General features: G+C 59.1%; 17 protein-coding genes and 1 pseudogene. 7 read left to right on the plus strand and 11 right to left on the minus strand.

The genetic code is table 11. The features are described from left to right. Positions 1-17: 17 nt before the first annotated feature. The 4 genes from ACGLHR_RS31220 to ACGLHR_RS31235 all read right to left on the minus strand — a co-directional run bounded on the left by ACGLHR_RS31220 (position 18) and on the right by ACGLHR_RS31235 (position 4,996). Positions 18-1,823, minus strand: coding sequence for a M61 family metallopeptidase (locus tag ACGLHR_RS31220; RefSeq protein WP_400098526.1), 1,806 nt, complete (start codon positions 1,821-1,823; stop codon positions 18-20). 44 nt (positions 1,824-1,867) lie between these two features. Further along, positions 1,868-2,857 (minus strand): MDR family oxidoreductase, encoded by a 990-nt coding sequence (locus ACGLHR_RS31225; protein ID WP_400098527.1) that lies wholly within the window; start codon positions 2,855-2,857, stop codon positions 1,868-1,870. Between the two features lie 81 nt (positions 2,858-2,938). After that, entirely contained in the window at positions 2,939-3,688 is a 750-nt protein-coding gene (locus ACGLHR_RS31230) for a DsbC family protein (RefSeq protein WP_400098529.1), read from the minus strand. A gap of 45 nt (positions 3,689-3,733) precedes the next feature. Then, a complete protein-coding gene (locus tag ACGLHR_RS31235; protein WP_400098531.1) occupies positions 3,734-4,996 on the minus strand; it encodes a UbiH/UbiF family hydroxylase in 1,263 nt (420 codons plus the stop codon). A gap of 252 nt (positions 4,997-5,248) precedes the next feature. Here ACGLHR_RS31235 and ACGLHR_RS31240 point away from each other — a divergent pair. Further along, a pseudogene (locus ACGLHR_RS31240) lies at positions 5,249-5,350 on the plus strand (GTPase); the annotation flags it as partial. Positions 5,351-5,484: 134 nt separating this feature from the next. On the opposite strand, the gene ACGLHR_RS31245 reads toward ACGLHR_RS31240, so the two are convergent. The 3 genes from ACGLHR_RS31245 to ACGLHR_RS31255 all read right to left on the minus strand — a co-directional run bounded on the left by ACGLHR_RS31245 (position 5,485) and on the right by ACGLHR_RS31255 (position 9,874). Continuing rightward, positions 5,485-6,252, minus strand: coding sequence for a DUF5677 domain-containing protein (locus tag ACGLHR_RS31245; protein WP_400098532.1), 768 nt, complete (start codon positions 6,250-6,252; stop codon positions 5,485-5,487). A gap of 111 nt (positions 6,253-6,363) precedes the next feature. Beyond that, a complete protein-coding gene (locus ACGLHR_RS31250; RefSeq protein WP_400098534.1) occupies positions 6,364-6,843 on the minus strand; it encodes a hypothetical protein in 480 nt (159 codons plus the stop codon). A gap of 2,152 nt (positions 6,844-8,995) precedes the next feature. After that, positions 8,996-9,874, minus strand: coding sequence for a hypothetical protein (locus ACGLHR_RS31255; protein ID WP_400098536.1), 879 nt, complete (start codon positions 9,872-9,874; stop codon positions 8,996-8,998). 545 nt (positions 9,875-10,419) lie between these two features. On the opposite strand from ACGLHR_RS31255, the gene ACGLHR_RS31260 reads away from it, so the two are divergent. Both ACGLHR_RS31260 and ACGLHR_RS31265 read left to right on the plus strand, forming a co-directional pair. Further along, a complete protein-coding gene (locus tag ACGLHR_RS31260) occupies positions 10,420-11,145 on the plus strand; it encodes a recombinase family protein (protein ID WP_400098538.1) in 726 nt (241 codons plus the stop codon). A gap of 512 nt (positions 11,146-11,657) precedes the next feature. Continuing rightward, positions 11,658-12,593, plus strand: a complete 936-nt coding sequence (locus ACGLHR_RS31265) for a hypothetical protein (RefSeq protein ID WP_400098540.1) — start codon at positions 11,658-11,660, stop codon at positions 12,591-12,593. 186 nt (positions 12,594-12,779) lie between these two features. Here ACGLHR_RS31265 and ACGLHR_RS31270 read toward each other — a convergent pair whose 3' ends face one another. Further along, positions 12,780-13,550 carry a tyrosine-type recombinase/integrase gene (locus ACGLHR_RS31270; protein ID WP_400098542.1) on the minus strand — a complete coding sequence of 257 codons (771 nt, stop codon included), beginning with the start codon at positions 13,548-13,550 and terminating at the stop codon, positions 12,780-12,782. Positions 13,551-14,067: 517 nt separating this feature from the next. Between ACGLHR_RS31270 and ychF the strand changes: the two genes are divergently transcribed. Further along, complete coding sequence (gene ychF, locus ACGLHR_RS31275) at positions 14,068-15,159, plus strand: redox-regulated ATPase YchF (RefSeq protein ID WP_318235837.1); 1,092 nt, start codon at positions 14,068-14,070, stop codon at positions 15,157-15,159. 102 nt (positions 15,160-15,261) lie between these two features. Here the strand turns inward: ychF and ACGLHR_RS31280 are convergent, their stop codons facing one another. Then, on the minus strand, positions 15,262-15,564 hold the full coding sequence (locus ACGLHR_RS31280) for an addiction module antidote protein (protein ID WP_267605142.1): 303 nt from the start codon (positions 15,562-15,564) through the stop codon (positions 15,262-15,264). After that, positions 15,561-15,866, minus strand: coding sequence for a type II toxin-antitoxin system RelE/ParE family toxin (locus ACGLHR_RS31285; RefSeq protein WP_400098544.1), 306 nt, complete (start codon positions 15,864-15,866; stop codon positions 15,561-15,563). Before ACGLHR_RS31285 ends, ACGLHR_RS31280 begins: the two co-directional genes overlap by 4 nt. A gap of 340 nt (positions 15,867-16,206) precedes the next feature. Here ACGLHR_RS31285 and ACGLHR_RS31290 point away from each other — a divergent pair, with 340 nt between their 5' ends. The 3 genes from ACGLHR_RS31290 (at position 16,207) to ACGLHR_RS31300 (ending at position 18,287) form a co-directional block, all read left to right on the plus strand. Next, on the plus strand, positions 16,207-16,467 hold the full coding sequence (locus ACGLHR_RS31290; RefSeq protein ID WP_267606562.1) for a type II toxin-antitoxin system Phd/YefM family antitoxin: 261 nt from the start codon (positions 16,207-16,209) through the stop codon (positions 16,465-16,467). Beyond that, complete coding sequence (locus tag ACGLHR_RS31295) at positions 16,464-16,724, plus strand: Txe/YoeB family addiction module toxin (RefSeq protein WP_400098547.1); 261 nt, start codon at positions 16,464-16,466, stop codon at positions 16,722-16,724. The genes ACGLHR_RS31290 and ACGLHR_RS31295 overlap by 4 nt, the downstream gene beginning before the upstream one ends. Before the next feature lie 414 nt (positions 16,725-17,138). Beyond that, positions 17,139-18,287 (plus strand): hypothetical protein, encoded by a 1,149-nt coding sequence (locus ACGLHR_RS31300; RefSeq protein ID WP_400098549.1) that lies wholly within the window; start codon positions 17,139-17,141, stop codon positions 18,285-18,287. A gap of 262 nt (positions 18,288-18,549) precedes the next feature. On the opposite strand, the gene ACGLHR_RS31305 is transcribed toward ACGLHR_RS31300, so the two are convergent. After that, a complete protein-coding gene (locus tag ACGLHR_RS31305) occupies positions 18,550-18,840 on the minus strand; it encodes a hypothetical protein (RefSeq protein WP_400098550.1) in 291 nt (96 codons plus the stop codon). Positions 18,841-20,162: the final 1,322 nt, after the last annotated feature.

Consider the following 20,162-nt stretch of genomic DNA (forward strand, 5'->3'; position numbering starts at 1 on the left):
CCTGCTGGCCTGTTGGCCTACAGGCCCAGCCAGCGCGCGCGCATGGCCTGGCGGCCGCCTTCGGCCGTCACGGTGTACTGCGCGGCCGGCTCGCGCGCGAAGATCAGCGGCAGCATGTGCAGTTCATCGCGACGGAACACATGGCACTCGGCGCTATCGCCGGTACGGTAGCGCGCCAGCAATTTATCGAGCTGGCCCGGGGCCACGCGCAGGCCATCCACCGCGGCCAGCAGGTCTCCCGCCGAGATCCCGGCCGCCTGGGCCGCGCCGCCGTCGAGCACCTGGGTCACGCGCACCCAGCCATCCTCGTTCTTGGTCTTGATGCCGAGCGCGGCGTTGCGCTCCGGCTTGGCCGGCACCGCCTTGATGCCGAAGGGCTTGAGGAGCGCGGCGAGCTGCAGCTCGCCTGTGCCTTCGGTGAGCGAGCGCAGCAGCGCGCCCAGGCGCAGGCCGCTGACCTCGTCGAACAAGGCATGCACCTCGGCCTCGGTCACGCCACGCTGCTGCGCGCCCGGCGCATAGAAGCCGCTGCCATAGCGTTGCCACAGCGCGCGCATGATGTCGTCGAGCGAGCGGCGGTTGCGGGTCTTGGTGCGGATGGTGAGATCCAGCGCCAGCGCCACCAGCGAGCCCTTGGTGTAATAGCTGACGATGGCGTTGGGCGCGTTCTCGTCCTGGCGGTAGTACTTGGTCCAGGCATCGAAGGAGCTGTCGGCCACGCTCTGCTTGGTGCGGCCGTTGCCGCGCAGCACGCCGTTCCAGGTCTTGGCCAGCAGCTCCACGTACTGCTTCTCGGTGATGCGGCCGCTGCGCACCAGCATCAGGTCATCGTAATAGCTGGTGAAACCCTCGAACAGCCACAGCAGCGGCGTGTAGGTTTCCTCGCGCAGCCGGTACGGCACGAACGCCGCGGGCTTGATGCGCTTGACGTTCCAGGTATGGAAATACTCGTGGCTGCACAGCCCGAGGAAAGTGCGATAGCCCTCGGTGGCCTCCTCCTTGCCGCGCGCCGGCAGGTCGGCGCGCGCGCACATCAGCGCGGTGCTGGCGCGATGCTCCAGGCCGCCGTAGCCATCGGTCGTGACCATGGTCATGAACACGTAGCGGCGGTTGCTGTCGAGAAAGGGCGCGGCCTCGGTCTTGGGTTCGAACAGGCGGATCTGCGCTTCGCAGATCTGCTTCAGGTCGCGGCACACGCGCTCCAGATCGAGTTGCGGCACATTGCCCGTGAACACGACGTCGTGCTGGGCGCCACAGGCGCGGAAGCTGCCCATGGTGAAGTTGCCCATCTCGACGGGGTGATCGACCAGCTCGTCGTAGTCTGCCACCTGGTAGCGGCCGAAGCCGTAGCGCTTGGCACCACCGCGGCCTGGCGCCTCGCGCATGGCCGTGGCGACACGCCAGCCGGCATAGGCCTCGCCGTCGGGTGCATGGATGTCGACCGTGCAAGGCTGGCCTTCCTGCCCTTCGGCGCAGAGGAAGACCGAGCTGCCGTTGAAGAAGCCGTGCGTGGCGTCCAGGTGCGCGGCGCGCACGGACAGGTCCCAGGCGTAGACCTCATAGCTGAGCGTAAGCGGCCCGTCCACCGGTGCCGCCTGCCAGCTCTGCTTGTCAAGCTTGGCCAGTGCCACCGGCTTGCCGCCGGCATCCGCGCGAATGCGCACGATATTGCGTGCGAAGTCGCGGATCATGTAGCTGCCGGGAATCCACGCCGGCAGGTAGAACAGCTGGCCGGCGGGATGGGGGGCGTCTACCGTGACGGTGACGGCGAACAGGTGCGCTTCCGGTTGAAGCGGGGCAATGGCGTAATGGATCGGCTTCATGAGCGTGATTGTAGCGCCATGCCCGGGCCCGACCCCGCGCCGGCTCAGGCGTTGACGTTCACCACCACGCGGCCGCGCATGCCGCCGTCGACGATCTTGCGCCCGGCCTCGATCGCCTCCGACAAGCCGATCTCGCGAGTGATGGCGCGCAGGCGATCCGGCACCAGGTCCTGCGACAGCCGCTGCCAGGCCTGTTCGCGCAGGGCCATCGGCGCCATCACGCTATCGATGCCATAAAGCGTAATGCCACGCAGGATGAAGGGCGCCACCGAGGCCGGGAAATCCAGCCCTTGCGCCAGCCCGCACGCCGTTACCGCGCCGCCGTAACGCACCTGCGCGCAGGCATTGACCAGTGTGTGCGAGCCCACCGAATCCACCACCGCGGCCCAGCGCTCCTTCTGCATTGGTTTGTTGGGCTTGCCTAGTTCCGTGCGGTCGATCACCTCGGCCGCGCCCAGCGCCTTGAGGAAATCCGCCTCGGCCGTCTTGCCGGTGGAGGCCACCACGCGATAGCCCAGCTTCGACAGGATGGCGATGGCCACCGAGCCCACGCCGCCCGAGGCCCCGGTCACCAGCACCTCGCCATCGGCCGGCTTGACGCCCGCGCGCTCCAGCGCCAGCACCGACAACATCGCCGTATAGCCGGCGGTGCCGATAGCCATGGCTTGCTGCGTGGTGAACGCGTCCGGCAGCGCCACCAGCCAGTCGCCCTTGAGGCGGGCGCGCTGCGCCAGGCAGCCCCAGTGCGTCTCGCCCACGCCATAGCCGTTGAGCACGACATTGTCCCCGGCCTTCCAGCGCGCATGGGTGGATTCCAGCACCGTGCCGGCACCGTCGATGCCAGCCACCATCGGCCACTTGCGCACCACCGGCGAGCGGCCGGTAATGGCCAGCCCGTCCTTGAAATTGATAGTGGAGTAGTCGACGGCCACCAGCACATCGCCCTCGGCGGGCAGGCTGGATTCTTCGAGCGCGGTAACTGCGGCGTGGGTGGCGCCGTCGGCCTGGGTCAGCAGCAATGCCTGGAACGTCATGGAGTCTCCTTTGGATCTGTGATCAAAGACGACCGGTCGGCTCCGGCACGCAGCACCGGGAAGGCCGCCGGCGCGATGTGCTTACTTCTTCAGGCTGGCGAGCTTGCGCTCGAGCGTGGCGGCGTCGGCAGCACCGGGAATGCGGGTGCCGTCCATGAAGAACACGGCCGGGGTGCCGGTGATGTTCAGGCTCTGGCCGAGCGCCAGGTTGTCTTCCACCGGCGTCTTGCAGCTGCCGTTGCCGGTCAGCGCCACGTGGCTGATCATCCAGTCGCGCCAGGCCTTGGTGCGGTCAGCCGCGCACCACACCTGCTTGGCCTTCACCGACGAATCCGGCGACAGCACCGGGTACAGGAAGGTGTAGACCGTGATGTTGTCCATCTGCTGGAACGTCTGCTCGATGCGCTTGCAGTAACCGCAGTTGGGGTCGGAGAACACCGCCACCTGGCGGCTGCCATCGCCCTTGCTCCACTTGATCGCGCGTGCCAGCGGCAGGTCCGACCACTTGATGCGGTTGATATCGGCCAGCCGCTCCTCGGTCAGGTTGGCGCCGGTCTTGGAGTCCACCATCTCGCCGTTGATGATGTAGCGGCCGGTAGCATCGGTGTAGACCACCTGCCCGCCGATATTGACCTCGAACAGGCCGGGCACGGGAGTCTTGGCCACGCTCTTCACTTCAGCGCGCCCGCCCAGCATCTTTTGCATCGATTCCTTGATGCGGTCGGTGCCGGGCTCGCCCGCCGCCATGGCGTGCAGCGCGAAGCCGGCAGCCGCGATGCCGCCGACGATGGTGGCGCACAGGGCGGGACGGCGGCGCAGGAATTGCAACATGATGACTCCAGTAATTCGGGTGATTCGGTTCGCGTGGGCGGGGGTTCAGCCTAGCGCGCGGCCGATAAGAAAACGCTTGAGCAGCGACTGGCCGCCCACGACCCGCATGCCGGTATTGCGCACCGTGCGCGCCACACCGCCAGGCAAGGAAAACAGCCGATGCAGGCCATCGGTAGCCGCCGTCAGCGACAACAGATCGGTGGCGCGCGCCCGCTCGTAGCGTCGCAGCAAGCGCAAGTCGCCTTCTGCGCGGAAAGACTCTTTGTCGGCCATTACGCGGCCAAGTTCCGCCACATCGCGCAAACCGAGGTTCATGCCCTGACCTGCCAAGGGGTGCACCACATGGGCGGCGTCGCCCACCAGCGCCACGTGCGGCTGCACAAACTGATCGGCGCGCTGCAGCACCAGGGGGAAGCCCCGGGCCGGCGTCACGCAGCGCAGCGCGCCAAACTGGCGCCCCACGGCGCCGCTGGCGGCCTGCATCACGGTGTCGGCCAGCGCCTCGGGCGACAGCGCCAGCAGATCGCTCGCGTGGGCATCGTCGGCCGACCACACCATCGACACGCGCCGGCCCGGCAATGGCAGCAACGCCAGGATCTCGCCGTTGGCCGGCTCCTCGTCAGCCATCAGCTTGGGCGGCGTGCCCAGGAACCACTGCCAGGCCGTGTCCTGGTGCGGCAACTCGCATTCAAAGTTGGCCACCACGCCAAGCTGGCGATAGTGCCGCTTGGTGACAGGAATATGGCATTGCTCGCGCACCCACGAGCGCGCGCCATCGGCGCCCACCACGCAAGCCGCGCGCACCTTGTCGCCGCCGGCCAGGCTCAGCGTCACGCCATCATGGTCGCGCGCGAACGCGGCGGCCGTATCGTCATGCCAGTGCACCTGGTGCTGGAAGCGCAGCGCGGTATCGAGCACGCGCTCCACATGGCCGGACTCGATGATCCACGCCAGTTGCGCAACGGTGGCCGCATAGGCCGAGAAATGGAGATCACCGGCGGCCGAGGCATCCGCCTGTGCGGCGCTTGCATCGCCGAAGACACGCATGTCGCACACCGGCTGCATCCGCGCAGGGTCCAGCGCCTCCCATACGCGCAACTGCTCCAGCAAGGCTTGCGAGCTCGCCGAGAAGGCGTAGATGCGGCTGTCCCACTGGCCAGGATCCGGCGTAGCAGCGGATGCAGGCAAGCGCGGCGCAACCAGCGCCACCTGCATGCCCTGCTGGGCCAGCAGCAACGCGCAAGCCTTGCCGACGATGCCGCCGCCAACCACGGCAACCTGGAAATGGGAGGGAGATGGACGAGTCATGCGTGGATTATAGCCACCCCGGCATGACGGCTTTGGTGCGCCCTCGCGCCCAGTTCAGCGCAACCTCCGGCGCGGTTACAATAGCCATCTTTCCGATGGCAATTCCAGCACAAAACCGGTGAGCATCGCCCCGCTTTGGCTGTCTTGTCTCGTGCTGAGCTTTCCCCCTCTGCGTCCTTCACCGCTGCGCTGCCAGAGCGCGCCGGACGCACCCAGGGTGAACCGCAACCCATTGATTTTTAAAGGTTTACCATGAGCCTCAAATGCGGCATCGTCGGCCTGCCCAACGTCGGCAAGTCCACGCTGTTCAACGCCCTGACCAAGGCCGGCATCGCCGCCGAGAACTATCCGTTCTGACGGTCAGCTCAATTTTTGCTTAACAATCAATGGGTTAGAGTACTTCCCAGCACTCTCTAAAGCAAAACGAATACAAAATCCAGGGTCTTCTATATCGCCTGTGTAGCGATAGCGCGATGATACCCCAAGGTTCACCTGGCATACAGGCTCTCTAGCCCATCGTTGTCCTTATTCAAAAGAGACAACTCGTCGGAAATATGGCTACCCTGAAATGCAGCGTACTTTTCAACCACATTAATAACAGTACGGTGACAAGCTGTAGCAACAACAAGCAATCCCTTGTCTGACGGCCCGAAGCCCATAATATGAGGCGCCTCATCATCAAAATAGTGATTTAGCGATTCCATATTCGCATGTGTGTCGTCGCTCATTCCCTGATAGTACAAATTGTGAAAGTCATCCATTTTCGCCAGAGAAGCCCACTCATGCGGCTCCGTCTTCTTTGGCTTCTCTTTTGAAAGTACATCGATTTCTGCTTCAATACCAGCGGCAACCCCAGATCTTGGATACGCTTGCTTGTATTTCTGAATGTTTCTCAGCTTCTGTAGGCGAGTGGAGTTCTCCTGAGAAACATATCGGTCGATGCCATCGCTTGCCAACTGAATTGCACAAAGCTTATAAGCCGTTTCGATCATGGCGCGGCATAATACTCTTGCCGGAGGAATGCACCCTTTCCTGAGCAGAATGATTGATGACTGGAAAAGCTCAAGTGATCTCGCGCCAAGCGCGTGCATAGTCATGGCTCTTACTGATGTGCGATCAAGCTCCGCCTCTCTGAGAAGGCGAACGAACAGCTTACTAAGTCGCTCCGAAACATCGAACACGTTACGATACGCCGCCAGCAACTCCCCCTCCCGCGCATCAACTTCGGGTGACAAGAAACCCAATTGTGAAATCATGATTCTCCTTAGAAGATAAGGTATGCAGATTTTCTAGTTGTGCCTGGGCAACACCGGCGGCATTTTTCGTGCCTGCAACGAAACCGGTCGTCAGTATGACGCAATATCCGTTTAGAGCTTCGGTCGCCAGAACTTCGGCAATTCCGAGAGCACAGGGAGGGCTTGCTTCAACTTCGATTGATCTCGGCGATCCATGTGATCGCTAACTGCTGAAAGTCCAAGCAAAGACAAACCATAAGGGGGAACCAAGGCAGTCAACAGGAGCGACGCGGGACTAGTGAACCATTGCTTCAGCAGCCGTGCACCTTGGGGACTTTTTTCCTTCACGTGATACTTTACCCAGTCAGGGACACGCTGCTCCGACGAATAGAAGGCGTGCCCATCGATAAAGATCTGACTACTCTCGGGATCTATATATTCGATCTTGTGGATCGCATATTCGTAGTCACTTGGTGGGTGACGATACTTCCCAGCCTCCCGTTGTGCATGTCCCTGAGAATAATGCACTAACTCATAGCGAACGATGCGCAGCTGGTCGCGCAGCTCAAGGAACGCATCTGGGAGCGGGAGGAAATCTGCCTCGGTAATCACAATGTTGGCCTTGCGGTGACGGTTGAGTCTAGCAACTGCCAGCCAAGTACAGGGGGTCCGACCTGACAGACATTCCTAGCCCCCTCTCCTCAAATGGCTCGGCAACAGCAAAGGTAAGGGCTTTCGCCGCTTTCAGAAAGCAGCAAATCCTACCTCCGTAGGAGGGTACTTCTGCAGCCAATGCGGCCCCGTTACCGAACCCGACCTAACCGGCTGCAGCATCGTCCCGCCAACAAAGTCCTTGCGCAGACAATCGACTCTGTGCAAAAATCCACCCCGCTGGCCCTCCCTGGGGGGCTTGCTCACAATTTAAAGTTATACGCCATCTAAGCGCCTATCTGTCCGGCTCCCGCAGCCCTTAAGAAGGCGCTTTTTGTCGTCTGCAATCACCTACAAGGAGGTACTAACTTTTGATGAATTACGTTCCACGCTCCCATTCAACTCATCGAGATCCTTTCGGCGCCCTCGCTGCCGAGCAAAGTGCACCGAGGCGAGAATACCCGTTTATCACCCCGATGCGCTTGCTGGACATCCTTTGGAAAACGGAGCAGAAGCACCATGGCCTGACAGCCTCAGAAAAAGCTACCCTTTCAACGCTGATAACTTATGTAAATCTAGATGGCGTAGCCGCCACTAAATTTTACAAAGCGTGGCCGACTATTGATTTGCTAAAGGAGCAAACAGGCTTATCAAGACGGACTCTTGAGGATAACCGCAAGACATTGGAGAGAAAGGAGTGGGTGAGGGTTGACCCGGGTAAACGCAAAGGACAGGCTAACCACTACTTCATAAATGGACAAAAGATTGCGGAGGCTTACAACTTGTCCCACGTAGGAGACGAGGTGGTAGTACGAGGTTATGACGTCTTCAAGACAATTAAGCCAGCGCCACCCCGGTTCGCGCGTAACGTTAAGGGACTGAAGCAAGGGACACGGCGCCCAGGCCAAGCTGGGACACAGGGCGAAGCAGATAGTCAGCCGGAATCGCTGAGCGTCGACCCCGCATAACCCGCAATTTCTGCCGTACTAAAAGAAATAAAGAAGGAAGGAAACACCAGAAGCAATGTCGCACGTCACCCCGCCTCCAGCAAGGCGTGTACACGCCGCCTAAAGCCATGTACATGGCCAGTATGCACAGCGCATATGCGCCATCAACCATGTAGCTAACGAGTGCGATAGCACAGATCATGCTCCAGTGCGAAGCACATAACCAGAGCACATGCTACTGTCTGAGCAAAGGGGCCAGCTTTCAGCCAGCCCCTCTCAAAACTAAGCTTTTGACAAGCGCATATGCGCCATTCCCTGTCATGTGCGACAGCACATCACATGACTGAGACGATGCTTGAGGAAGGGGCAATCACGGCGCACCGCCGCGCCAGCCCCCCAACTTAAGCCTTGCAATGGCGCCTTAGGCGCTAGTCCGAAGCACGACTCAGGAACTCTTCTTAGTTGCCTCACACGGCGGTGCTCGTCGCACCCGCCAACCAAAGCATTGCCTAGGCTGATTGGCGCCGTCGGCGCTGTGTATGGCGCCTAGGGCGCTGTAGCTGAGACCTCTCTTTGGGGCGTGCTGCGCCGTGTGCGCCCCATGCTCAGGCGTGTTCTGTGCTTCGCACGAAGGATGCTGGCGGCGTAGGCGCAGTGGATGGCGCCTAAGGCGCTCTCCCTGAGATTTCTCTTTGGTGCGTCGTGGTGACGACGTGTGCCCCTTGCCTAAGCTTTGCTCCGTGCTTCGCACCATGTATCTTGTGCTCCGCACGCGAGGATGGCCCTGACAGGGCTTGAGACAGCCGCTGGCGGCCATTCGTGCTCAAATGCAGGAATTAATCGCTCTACGAGCCTGTAATCGAGCCCACAGGTTTTGTGCGACACTTGGGGACATTGCTGGCGCTCTCCAGCGCAGTCACGGAAACCCACTCTGTGGGGCCGGGCTACTCGCTTGTCGGCCCGTTTGCCTAAGCTTTGTTATTCGCTACGCACCAGGGGAAGGCGCTAGGCAGCACGATTACGGGCCGTCTAGCGGCTTTAGACGTGCCTGTCATTGCCGGGTAAGGCCAATGCAGGCAAGCAAATGGAAGGCAGGAAGTCCCAATACCTTCGTCGAGAGGTCCGGACTTGTAGCCCTACCAGGGGAGCGCCAATTCATTACTGAATCAAAGAGTTCTTTCCCCAAGAATCTCGCCAGTCTCAAGAACGTAGTAAATGATCTTCCTCAGCCTAAACGGCACCGCGTCTTCCGCGATAGACCATTTGGTTGGAGAATCTATGGTGGCGCTCGTATAGAAGCCTTGCCCCCTTATGATTTTGGCATCAGTGACCTGACCAACGAAGAGCACAGAAATTAGCTTACCCTTTAGTTCTTTGGCCTTTTCCAAAGAAACCGGCAATTTGTCTTGATATTGGTACCAACCGGTAAATCTACGATCTGCAACAAAGAATCCGCTACTCAACAGGGAATCGCCTGAGGGGAATGCTAACCCAAAATCGAGCCCTTCAGTGCTGTCAATCTCACGAGTTGCGCCATAAGCATTACTACCCGTATATGTACTCTCTTTCCGGCTTACCTGACCAACTTTGCAGGTGATCCAATTTTTTTGCGTATAGCTAGCTGGCCTACACGCGGCTCCATAATTAGTGCCTATCGAATATGCTTGCGCGTCGGCATCATACTTGAATTCAATGAGCGGCATTCTAAAAGCATACAGATCAGACGTAGTGATTGGCGCAAGCGTCGCCTCCACATTTTCTGTCCGCCTGGAAAATTCCTCGGTGGTTTCGAATTCGCCTTTCTTCAAAGCCCCAACCTTTGCCTCGAAAAGCTTCAAAAATTTGGCTTGATCGGTTCCTCTGAATTTAGCTGGCAACTGATTTTCACTCAAGACGAACGATACAGGCTCCCAAGGCTTCTCCGGGGGCGTTGCAACGGAGGGTATTGCTGCTCTCTCTACCTCTTTCGTTTTCTTCGTTTTATCGGCCGCTATAGCGGGGGAGGCGATAAAGATAAACGCAAGCAACAGGGACGTACGCTTCATAATTTACGAATTCACTTACCAAAGTTAAGGATCACTTTCCGCCCTGCCCACAGCCGATGCAGACGAACCCCCTATATGCTCTTTTTCTCTTCACATTTACACCCCCATCAAGGGGGGCTTCTCAACCCGGCAGAGTGCACATGCTGGGACCGCCGCTACCGGTGCGACGAATGTAGACGAGCGAACAATCCCCCCTTGATAGCGAAAAGCACCATTGGCTAAACAGCCGCCCACGCCCATTCTTCATTTCTTCCCCGCGCAAGCGTCGCAATACCCGCTTCTTGCTGAGAAAACAGGCGAAGAGCTTGGCATTGACACAGTATCATGCCGCCAAAACCCTCATTCTAGCGTCGATTAATGCGTGTTTTTATGTATAAGTGCAGCATGTTTTGCTCAGAAATCGCCGTTTTTCAGATGATTCCACAGGAGCTTCGCAGCATCCCCAGCACCGTTTTCTTAGCCAAGTTGTAAACTCAAACCCAACGGTATAGAATCACCTAACGGTCGATTGGCAGTTTTATACCTTAGGTTTGAGGGGCAAGAAAATGCAAAAGAAAGAGAAGCTGGTGGCGTACCTGAGGGTTAGTACCGAACGGCAGGGCCGATCCGGTTTGGGTCTTGAAGCACAGGATCAGGCTGTAAAGCAGTACAAGGCAGCTATCGACGGCCACATCGGCCACACCTTCATTGAGACTGAATCCGGCAAGCTCAACACCCGCCCCGAACTCGCCAAAGCCCTTCACCTTGCCAAGGTGACAGGAGCAACGCTTGTCATAGCTAAGCTAGACCGTCTCTCCCGTAACGCTGCTTTCCTGCTTACGCTGCAAGAGTCGGGGGTGAAGTTCGTTGCCGCCGATATGCCCCATGCGAACACCTTGACCGTGGGTGTAATGGCCCTCGTGGCACAGCAAGAGGCAGAGGCCATTAGCAAGCGCACCAAGGAGGCACTACAGGCAGCCAAGCGACGCGGACAGGTGCTTGGTAACCCTAATGGTGTAGCAGCCTTGCAGCGTGCCGCCAAGGGCAACACCGCCGCCGTAGCCACCGTCAAGGCGAAGGCAGACAAGCACGCAGACAACCTCAAACCCGTACTTGTGTCCTTGCAGTCTGAGGGCATCGTCTCGCTTGGTGCTATCGCTGCTGCCTTGAACGAACGCGGCATGCTCACGCCGAGGGGCGGCACATGGCACAAGACCTCAGTCAAGAACCTTCTCGCCCGTATTACATGCGTAGCGGCAGACTGGAACCAGATGCCGAAGCTCTCCGCTTGAGCCTTCACCATGGGAGGGAATATCACCTAGCCCCATAGGAAGCCATCACAGGGCCATGGCAGCGCCGTGACAGCCTGGACTAGTGTAAGGCACTATCTGCCAGCAAAGGCGCTCTCTGATGATATTTCGTTCGATTGGCTGAGTCCGTGACGGCATATCCGCCTTGCTCGGCAATGCCCTCGACCCCGCCCTCTCACGCACGTCGATATATTTCTTTCTGGCTGGCAAACCCTTTGCCGAGAAAGCCACGCGCTGCCCCAAAAAAATGGTTCTTCGCACCGAATTGCGGGGTGAGAGCCGAGACGGCCTGGGTGACGGTATAGTTCAGGGATCGGCGCGACGGCTGAGTTCGGCCAGAAGCAGACCTTCGACATGCGATATGATTGATTAAGCAATCAAACCGTATTCGTAAAAGTTTTTTCGGCTGTTTGATGATCCGCTGCTTGCGGTTTTTAACCTGTGCAGCACTAGTGAAGCATACCTTGTTGAATAGGCGAGAGAGTTAATAAAACATGATTAAGAACATACTGACAAGGGTATGGTATTTAGTTGTCGTTATATCGACAATTGGTGGAGCGGCTGGCCTGTACCAACAGATAAGCTCCAGCAGCGACTACAGCCTTACGCTATATTTAAAAAGCGCGGACAAGATCATCGAAAACAGAAGTCGGATGTCTGATCTACGAGTATATTTCAATGACAAAGAAACGACATCGCTTTACCTAACTAAAATACAGCTCAAAAATACAGGAAAACGGGCACTCACTAAAGACTATATTTTTGAGCCGATAACAATAGCGTCGACCACACCAACAAAGCTATTACGAGCTGATTGCAGCAACAATCTTCAGTCTTTCACCGATGCAAGCGTCACTTTGCGGTGGAACTTGTTTAACCCAACCGATGTAGTCGACTGTTCTGTTTTCTCTACCGAACCCATAACTATAAGGCTTTCCCATAAAATCAAGGAAGTGGCGAAGGTTGAGTTCGAAGACCAAATTGCTAACCCTCCCACTGAACAACGCGTAAAGACTCTGAGCATATGGTGGCTTGTTCTTTTTGCATTTTCTGTACTGATTATTTGGGATGCGGCACTATTGATTAAGGCGGATTCCAAGGGCAATCGTGTTTTGGGCCATATTAAGTCCTTGCCGGACACGGGAAGCGTCAATAAGGAACTTTTTTTCGCGGAGCTGCGGAAACTCTACGAAGACTACTATCAGTCAGCCAAATTGTTCGTGACTCCCGATGAACTCGTGAAACACATATCTAGTCGACTCCCACCTGACGAAATAATCACAGGCAGATATCTTGAGGTTGCCAGAACAGCGGCGATCGAGCGGGTAATGAATGCAAATCTATACTTCCTACGGGGGTATGGCATATTTTATGGTCCCGTATTATTTATCGTCAGCGCAATAGCAGTGGCAATACATTTTATTTCTTAGTTCTCGTGCTGCTAACTGGAACCAGATACTCCGTCGGGGCCAATCCGCTAACGGTCTGGCTGCCCGTAGACCTTGCTCAACACCAGTCCGGGATACGTGATCGCTTCCACTGCGGTGCGCAGCATTGAGGCCGGGACATCGCTGTACACTTTAGTCCCGATGCTGCCCTTAGCATGCGCGAACTCGTTAATCAGATGCGCTGAGTGCTCGTTGAATGCTCCGCAGAGCCTCCGCAACGTCTGCCGCCTCCAAGCCCACGTAGTGCCTGTGCAATACATCAGCCCGTTTCGGAGCGTGCCCTAGAATCCGCCTGAGGATCGCATCCCCGATTCCCTGCTTGGCTCCCACTGTCGCCAGTAGCTTTCTAAGGTCATGCAGCGTGAAGGCAGGCGCTCCGGCCCTCTGTGCCATCTCTGTAACGTGATCTACAGACAACCCCGCGAACAGTCCTGAACCTAGCTCCAAGTGCCCACACCTGCGCTCAAGTATCTCCCTCATGAAGCTAGTTATGGGCAGCGTATGAGGCTTCCCGCCTTTCGTATCCGGAATCAGCAGGACACCGCCTTTTAGGTCCACGTGCTCCTGCAGGATGGCACCACACTCCGCCTTGCGGAGGCCTGTGAGGAGGACCAAGCGAAGATAGTCCCGCTGCGGCTCGGGGAGCTTGTTCACTGCACCAAACCATGCAGGCAAGTCCGCCTCCTTGAGCTTCCTGGCTCTTGGCTGTGCCCGTGCTGGCAGTAGCCCAGCCGCCCCTAGCTTGACAAAGGGACTTGGTATGTCCAGTCCATGTACAGCATGGAGATATCGCAGCAGGGACCCGATAAGCCCCCTCCCGAGTTCTACAATGGCTGCGCCCTTGGTCTGGGCGAAGGTCCAGCAGTGCCCAGCGAAGTCTGGCCTTCTAAGGGCCGACACGGGCTGCTCCATCCATTCTAGGAAGTGAGTCTTCAGCATGGACTGATAACGAGCGAGACTGGAGGGCTTGACCTTCTTGGCCGCTGCATAGGCCACCAGTGCTTGGCTCACAGTCGGCAAACGGACAGCCATAGGCCGAATTGGCATCTCCCCTGCTCGACACAGCTTGAGAATCGGCAAGGCCAACTCTCGGGCCTCGCTAACGGTGACTAGCGGCCACCTACCCAGAGTTACCCTGACCTGTTTACTTCGCGTGCTCGTGGCTACAAAGAATGTCAGGTGGCGCCGCCCCACCCGCACGCACAGGCCACATAACACGCTATCCCGCAGGATGGCTCCAGGCTTGGTCTTGTAGTGGTTCAGAGAGGACTCCGAGAGGGTTACAATAGCCATCTTTTTCGTGACAAATCCAGTACAAAATCGGTGAACAAATGCCCCGTTTTGCTGGTTTTGCCTCGCGCCGGTCCCTCGCCCTGTGCCGTAGCTCCTCACTCCATGTGGAAGATAGGGACGCACCCAGGGTGAACCGCAACCCATTGATTTTTAAAGGTTTACCATGAGCCTCAAATGCGGCATCGTCGGCCTGCCCAACGTCGGCAAGTCCACGCTGTTCAACGCCCTGACCAAGGCCGGCATCGCCGCCGAGAACTATCCGTTCTGCACCATCGAGCCCAATGTGGGCGTGGTGGAAGTGCCGGATGCGAGGCTCGCCAAGCTGGCCGAGATCGTCAAGCCCGAGCGCATCCTGCCGGCCGTGGTCGAATTCGTCGACATCGCCGGCCTGGTGGCGGGCGCGTCCAAGGGTGAAGGCCTGGGCAACCAGTTCCTGGCCAACATCCGCGAAACCGACGCCATCACCCACGTGGTGCGCTGCTTCGAAGACGAAAACGTGATCCACGTCTCCGGCCGGGTCGACCCGCTGTCCGACATCGAGGTGATCAACACCGAACTGGCGCTGGCCGACCTCTCCACCGTCGAAAAAGCCCACGCCCGCTACATCAAGCCCGCCCGCGCCGGCGACAAGGAAGCGCTGCGCCTGGTGGCCGTGCTGGACAAGGCCCAGGCCGTGCTCAACGAAGCCAAGGCCGTGCGCACGCTCGACCTGTCCGACGAAGAATGGGCCGCCATCAAGCCGCTGTGCCTGATCACCGCCAAGCCCACCATGTACGTGGCCAACGTGCGTGAAGACGGCTTTGAGAACAACCCCCACCTGGATGCCGTGCGCGCCCACGCCGCCAAGACCAAGTCGCCGGTCGTGGCCGTCTGCGCCGCCATCGAAGCCGAGATCGCCGACCTCGACGACGAAGACAAGGCCGTGTTCCTGGCCGACCTCGGCATGGAAGAACCCGGCCTGGACCGCGTGATCCGCGCCGGCTTCACCCTGCTCGGCCTGCAGACCTACTTCACCGCCGGCGTGAAGGAAGTCCGCGCCTGGACCATCCACGTGGGCGACACCGCCCCGCAAGCGGCCGGCGTGATCCACACCGACTTCGAACGCGGCTTCATCCGCGCCCAGACCATCGCCTATGAGGACTTCATTACCTACAAGGGTGAGCAAGGCGCGAAGGAAGCCGGGAAGATGCGCGCGGAAGGGAAGGAGTATGTGGTGAAGGATGGGGACGTGATGAACTTCCTGTTCAACGTCTAAGTATCCTGATCTGCTGTCTGCCGGTTGGATTCGGCGGATGGCAAAAAGGCCCCGCAAGGCATGCGTGCCTGCGGGGCTTTTTGTTTTTGAGGCGTCGGTCTGCTATGCGTGAGTCCCGGCGTCCGGCAAAGTCGTAAGCTTCACGCCGAGAGCGTGCAGGAGCTTCATGATGGTGTCGAAACGCGGCTTGGCACCCGGAGCGAGTGCTTTGTAAAGACTCTCGCGGCCAAGGCCGGAGTCGGCCGCCACTCTGGTCATGCCACGCGCCTTGGCGATGTCCGCAATAGCGGAGATAAGCACTGCAGTGTCACCCTCCTCCAGGGCTGCATTCAGGTACTCGGAGATCATTTCCTCGCTGTCGAGATAGTCCGAGGCATCGAAGCGTGCGACTTCGACCTTATTCATGATGACTCCTTCTTGATCGTTTTCCACATTTCCTTAGCTCGCCTGATGTCGGCTTTCTGAGTCGACTTATCGCCACCCGAAATGAGCAGGTAGGCCACAGCGCCTTCACGGCCGTAATAGATGCGATAGCCAGGGCCAAAATCGATCCGCATCTCCGACAGGCCCTCGCCGATCGGCTCCGAATCGCCAAAGTTGCCTTGTTCGGCCCGCTTGAGACGCGTCAGGATCTTGGCCCTGGCCTTCAGATCCTGAAGAGCCAGGAGCCAAGCGCTGAATTCAGCTGTGCGGTTGAGCGTGGTCATGGCCTCTAATCGTATCCAATTGGATACGAATGTCAAGGACAAGAGGAGATTGGGAACAACGCAAGGATCGATGTGTTTTCGAATACTCCAATAATGAGCGCCGATTCCATTGGGCAATTTCCGGCACGGCAAGGCCGCCGGGCCCATCTCGCCAATGACGACGACCAGTCTGTTCGTGCCTTTCGCGGCGAGCGCCGCTGGCTGGGTCCGGCAGGCGACGAAGGGCCCGCAAGACGTGAATGCGGCGGGGTTTCTTGGAAGCTGGTTGACTTACGGGCGCTGGTTTTAGTCATTAACGCAAGCTATACTTGTACGTGTAATTGTACAAGTTGGAGTGACCATGCGCACTGTACATTTCTCCGATGCACGCAACAATCTCAAAGCTGTGATCGACCAAACCATCGACGACGCGGACGCGATCCTGATCACCCGCCGCGACGCACCCAACGCCGTCATCATGTCGCAGGAGCACTATGACAGCCTGATAGAAACGCTGCACCTGCTGCGTTCGCCTGCCAACGCAGCACGGCTGGCCCGCTCCATCGGGCAACTCCAGCGCGGGCAGGCCATTGAGCGTCCCCGGCCTGAGGAAGATGAGTGAGCCGGCCCGTGCTCTTCACGCCCGATGCCTGGGAAGATTACCTCTACTGGCAAGGCCAGGATCGTAAGACCCTCAAACGCATCAACCAGCTGATCAAAGATGCGCAACGCACGCCGTTCGAGGGAATCGGGAAGCCCGAGCCGCTGGTGGGCAATTTGACAGGTTTCTGGTCACGGCGCATCGATGACACCAATCGCCTCGTCTATGACGTGATCGAGGACCGGATCAACATCGTCGCTTGCCGTTACCATTATTAAGAATGTGCCCTCGCACGACCGGACGCCCGCGGGAGCTTTTGTTTCCGGCCGCGCATGACTCCCTTGTGCAACCGCCGCTCGCGGAGGGCTGATTCCGTCCCGCACCTTGGGGACCCGGGCCCGCCCTGATCATGAACCCGAGCACAGCAACATTAAAAACTGGCTATAGGACGCGATCTGCTCATGCTGTTCTTCACCCCCGCCTCGCGAACACTTCTTCCGCCCACTGACCCACGATAACCGGGAACTGTGCGCAGCCGTGCTGCGCGCCGGTGATGCGCAGCCGTGCTGCGCGCCGGTGATGCGCAGCCACGGCCGCTTCATCGATCAGGAGTTATTCAGCCCCAGTGCGTCTCAGGAGGGAATCCTGCGCGCAAGCGCAAAGTAGACTGATCCCTATTTGATCCAATCAGCATGAGCGAATACCAATACTACGAATTCGCGGCCATCGACCGGCCGCTGACTCGCGCCGAGATGGCGCAGTTGCGCGCCGTCTCCACGCGTGCCCAGATCAGCCCCACGGGGTTCGTCAATCACTATGAGTGGGGCGACCTGAAGGCCGATCCGGCTGACTGGATGCGGCAGTATTTCGACGTCTTCGTCTACACGGCCAACTGGCGCAGCTGCCGGCTGGCGCTGCGCGTACCGCTCTCCACGTTTGGCAAGGCGGAACTGAAGCCTTTCACTATCCGGCATGCCTCGACCGTTGAGGCAAACGCAGAGCACTGGATCTTTGGCTGGTCGCACAACGACAGCGAAGAGTATGACCGTTTCGACATGGAAGGCGGTAGCGGCTGGATACAACGCCTGGCCCCCCTGCGCGCCGAGCTGATGCGCGGCGACCTGCGCCCGCTTTACCTGGGCTGGCTGGCCGGATCCCCTGACCTTGAGGACGACGCGCTGGAGCCGGAGGTGCCACCCGGCCTGGCGACACTGTCGCCGCCGCAGGAGGCGCTCGTCGAATTCCTGGAGATCGACCCCGACCTGCTGGCCGCCGCCGCGGCAGCGAGTGCTGACGTTTCGCCGGGCGACGCCGAGCAGGATGATCGCATCGACGCGTGGCTAGACGAATGGCAGCGAGAGGAAATGACTGCCGTGATGAAGTTGCTCGCCCAAGGGCTGGTACACCAGGCCGAACGCCAGGTGCGGCTACGTCATGCGGCCTGGCTGAAAGCACAGCGCGTTTCACCGTCTTCCTCGGCGCAGCGCACCCTTGGCCATCTGCGGGAACTTGCCGAAGCGGCCAGCATTGCGCGCCTGAAACGCGAAGCGAAGGCGCAGGCCAAGCAGGAGGCCGCACGCCGCCGAAAGCGCGAAATGCAACTGAGGCTGGTGATGAACGATGTGGACAAGCGCTGGGTAGCCATTCATGCGCAGGTGCAGAGGGGCACGGCGTCGGCCTATGACGAGGCAACGAAGGCGCTGGCAGAGCTGGCGGACGGCTATGCGCTCACGTCAAGCACTGAAGCATTCGAGCTCGCGCTGCGGCAACTCCTGGCTTCCCACGCCAAGCGCGGCGCCCTGTTGCGCCGCTTGCGCGATGCGGGGTTGTGCCCGACATGAGCACCCTTTGAGAACAAGCCGAGACGGAGAACTTGCAGATTGCCGGGCTGATCGGCTCGATCAAGGCTTGGTTTCGCCCAGTGTAGCGATATGGGACCGCCACTTCCGCGCGAATTGGCCAAATAGGCGGGATGGCTCGCCAGCAGGGTGAGAATCCATGCGCACGAACACAAACGGAAGCCCCGGGGCGACCAAACGCCTGCGGGGCTCCTTATTTCACGAGACTGCTGACGCAGCCCGCTCGTGGAAGCCCGCCATCGGATCACCCATCATGCGTCCCTTCAAGGTCCCGCAGGACCGCGAGTTCGCTCAACACCAGCGTCTCGTTCGCAAGCACGGCCGCCAGCGAGAGCAGATGGCCCTGAGTCTCTTCAGTCAGATTGGCCAATGTGCCGCCGGCAGCGTTCTCGATGGCGACCGACAGCAGCGCGTTGAGTTGGGCAGCCTTTTCAGCGGCGAGGCTAAGCGGGCTTTCGGATGCAGCGTGCGCGGTCACGAAGATATCGCGGCCTGTCTGTTCGGCGCTGATGTTGTAGTGCGGGTGCTTACACATTGGATGCCCTCCCGATTTGGGAGCGCATGCGCTTTGGAATCACGGGGACTTTGGGATAAGCTGAATGCCCGGTGCGGGCAATTCGGACGAGCATGGACTGGGGCATGTGCGCCTCCTCTTGACCAATTGAAAGGGACCGCCTTGCGGCGGCTGTCTTTCCTACGTAGTCGAGACGCCAATCCCGGTCGCTGTGGTTGCAGCGACTCATCTAGTATAGCGCTGGCAGCGATGATCTTGCGCTTTCCTGAGGCATCGGCTGCAGACTCCATGAAGACACGGCGAGAATCGATCATACCGACCATAGTGATCAATATGGCTGGAGATAACCATGATTACCGAAGTCACCGCAGTCAATTTCCGGCAGAACTTGGGCGATATGCTCAATCAAGTGTAGTAAGTGTAGTACCGCCACGACAGCATCGTCATCAAGAAGGACGGTAAGCTGGTCGCCGCGCTGGTCGATGCCGAACTATTCGCGCGTATTCGCAGGATGCGGGAACGTTTCGAGGCGCTGAGCGACCGTATTGCGCATGTCTACGGCGATGTCCCGGCCGAGCAGGGAATGGCTGAAACCGAATCTGCAGTGGCCGCTGAACGGAATCGCTAATGCCAGGGTTACGCGTGGCACTCGATACCAACGTGCTGCGGATCAGCCGGTGCTTGCTACCTTGCGCGTCGCCTAGGCGCAATACTTGATCACGGACGATAAAGATTTGCTGGTGCTGGCACAACGCTACGCGATCGTTACGCCCGCCACTTTCTGGGCGAGGCACGGCGGTTAGGCGTTGCGACTCAGCGTCTGCGCAGAAATCCGCACGCCGCGAAGCGCAAACAGAAGCCCCACAAGGCCAAGGGCCCGTGGGGATTTTTGTTTCAGTAGCCGGCTCACTCAGCGCACTGGCAAGAGACCGCCACATCATCATCCGTCAAGCATCTCCTCCGGGTCTTGCCGTGCGGCGAGCTCGCTCAAAACCAGCGTCTCGTTCACAAGCCCCGCAGCCTTCCTACGTTCTCGAGACCCAAATTCCGATCGCATGTTGTTGCAACGACGTGCCAAGTATGGCGTTGTCCGCAACGACTGCTGCGCCCTACTGCAGCACAGCGTGCATTAAAGATTCCGCTCGTACGGCACTGGAAAGAGTTAACGAAAACATGACAACAGCACGTCCACGAAGCCACTAAAATATCCAGATTCGTCGGCGGGCGTTCAGCTGGCAGGACACTACGATGGAAGGAGGAGCAATGGTCAACTACCCCGGCCTAAAGGCCGGAGCTTGCAAAGGCAACTGAACAAGCTCGGGTTGACCAGGCAAAGCGGTAAC

Origin of the sequence: Cupriavidus sp. CuC1 (assembly GCF_044627735.1) — a bacterium.
Classification (GTDB): Bacteria; Pseudomonadota; Gammaproteobacteria; order Burkholderiales; family Burkholderiaceae; genus Cupriavidus; species Cupriavidus ulmosensis.

Excerpts from the sequence above, each read along its gene's own strand:
- ACGLHR_RS31220 (WP_400098526.1), bottom strand. The coding sequence starts at position 1,823 with ATGAAGCCGATCCATTACGCCATTGCCCCGCTTCAACCGGAAGCGCAC.
- ACGLHR_RS31225 (WP_400098527.1), bottom strand. The coding sequence starts at position 2,857 with ATGACGTTCCAGGCATTGCTGCTGACCCAGGCCGACGGCGCCACCCAC.
- ACGLHR_RS31230 (WP_400098529.1), bottom strand. The coding sequence starts at position 3,688 with ATGTTGCAATTCCTGCGCCGCCGTCCCGCCCTGTGCGCCACCATCGTC.
- ACGLHR_RS31235 (WP_400098531.1), bottom strand. The coding sequence starts at position 4,996 with ATGACTCGTCCATCTCCCTCCCATTTCCAGGTTGCCGTGGTTGGCGGC.
- ACGLHR_RS31245 (WP_400098532.1), bottom strand. The coding sequence starts at position 6,252 with ATGATTTCACAATTGGGTTTCTTGTCACCCGAAGTTGATGCGCGGGAG.
- ACGLHR_RS31255 (WP_400098536.1), bottom strand. The coding sequence starts at position 9,874 with ATGAAGCGTACGTCCCTGTTGCTTGCGTTTATCTTTATCGCCTCCCCC.
- ACGLHR_RS31260 (WP_400098538.1), top strand. The coding sequence starts at position 10,420 with ATGCAAAAGAAAGAGAAGCTGGTGGCGTACCTGAGGGTTAGTACCGAA.
- ACGLHR_RS31265 (WP_400098540.1), top strand. The coding sequence starts at position 11,658 with ATGATTAAGAACATACTGACAAGGGTATGGTATTTAGTTGTCGTTATA.
- ACGLHR_RS31270 (WP_400098542.1), bottom strand. The coding sequence starts at position 13,550 with ATGCTGAAGACTCACTTCCTAGAATGGATGGAGCAGCCCGTGTCGGCC.
- ychF (WP_318235837.1), top strand. The coding sequence starts at position 14,068 with ATGAGCCTCAAATGCGGCATCGTCGGCCTGCCCAACGTCGGCAAGTCC.
- ACGLHR_RS31280 (WP_267605142.1), bottom strand. The coding sequence starts at position 15,564 with ATGAATAAGGTCGAAGTCGCACGCTTCGATGCCTCGGACTATCTCGAC.
- ACGLHR_RS31285 (WP_400098544.1), bottom strand. The coding sequence starts at position 15,866 with ATGACCACGCTCAACCGCACAGCTGAATTCAGCGCTTGGCTCCTGGCT.
- ACGLHR_RS31290 (WP_267606562.1), top strand. The coding sequence starts at position 16,207 with ATGCGCACTGTACATTTCTCCGATGCACGCAACAATCTCAAAGCTGTG.
- ACGLHR_RS31300 (WP_400098549.1), top strand. The coding sequence starts at position 17,139 with ATGAGCGAATACCAATACTACGAATTCGCGGCCATCGACCGGCCGCTG.
- ACGLHR_RS31305 (WP_400098550.1), bottom strand. The coding sequence starts at position 18,840 with ATGTGTAAGCACCCGCACTACAACATCAGCGCCGAACAGACAGGCCGC.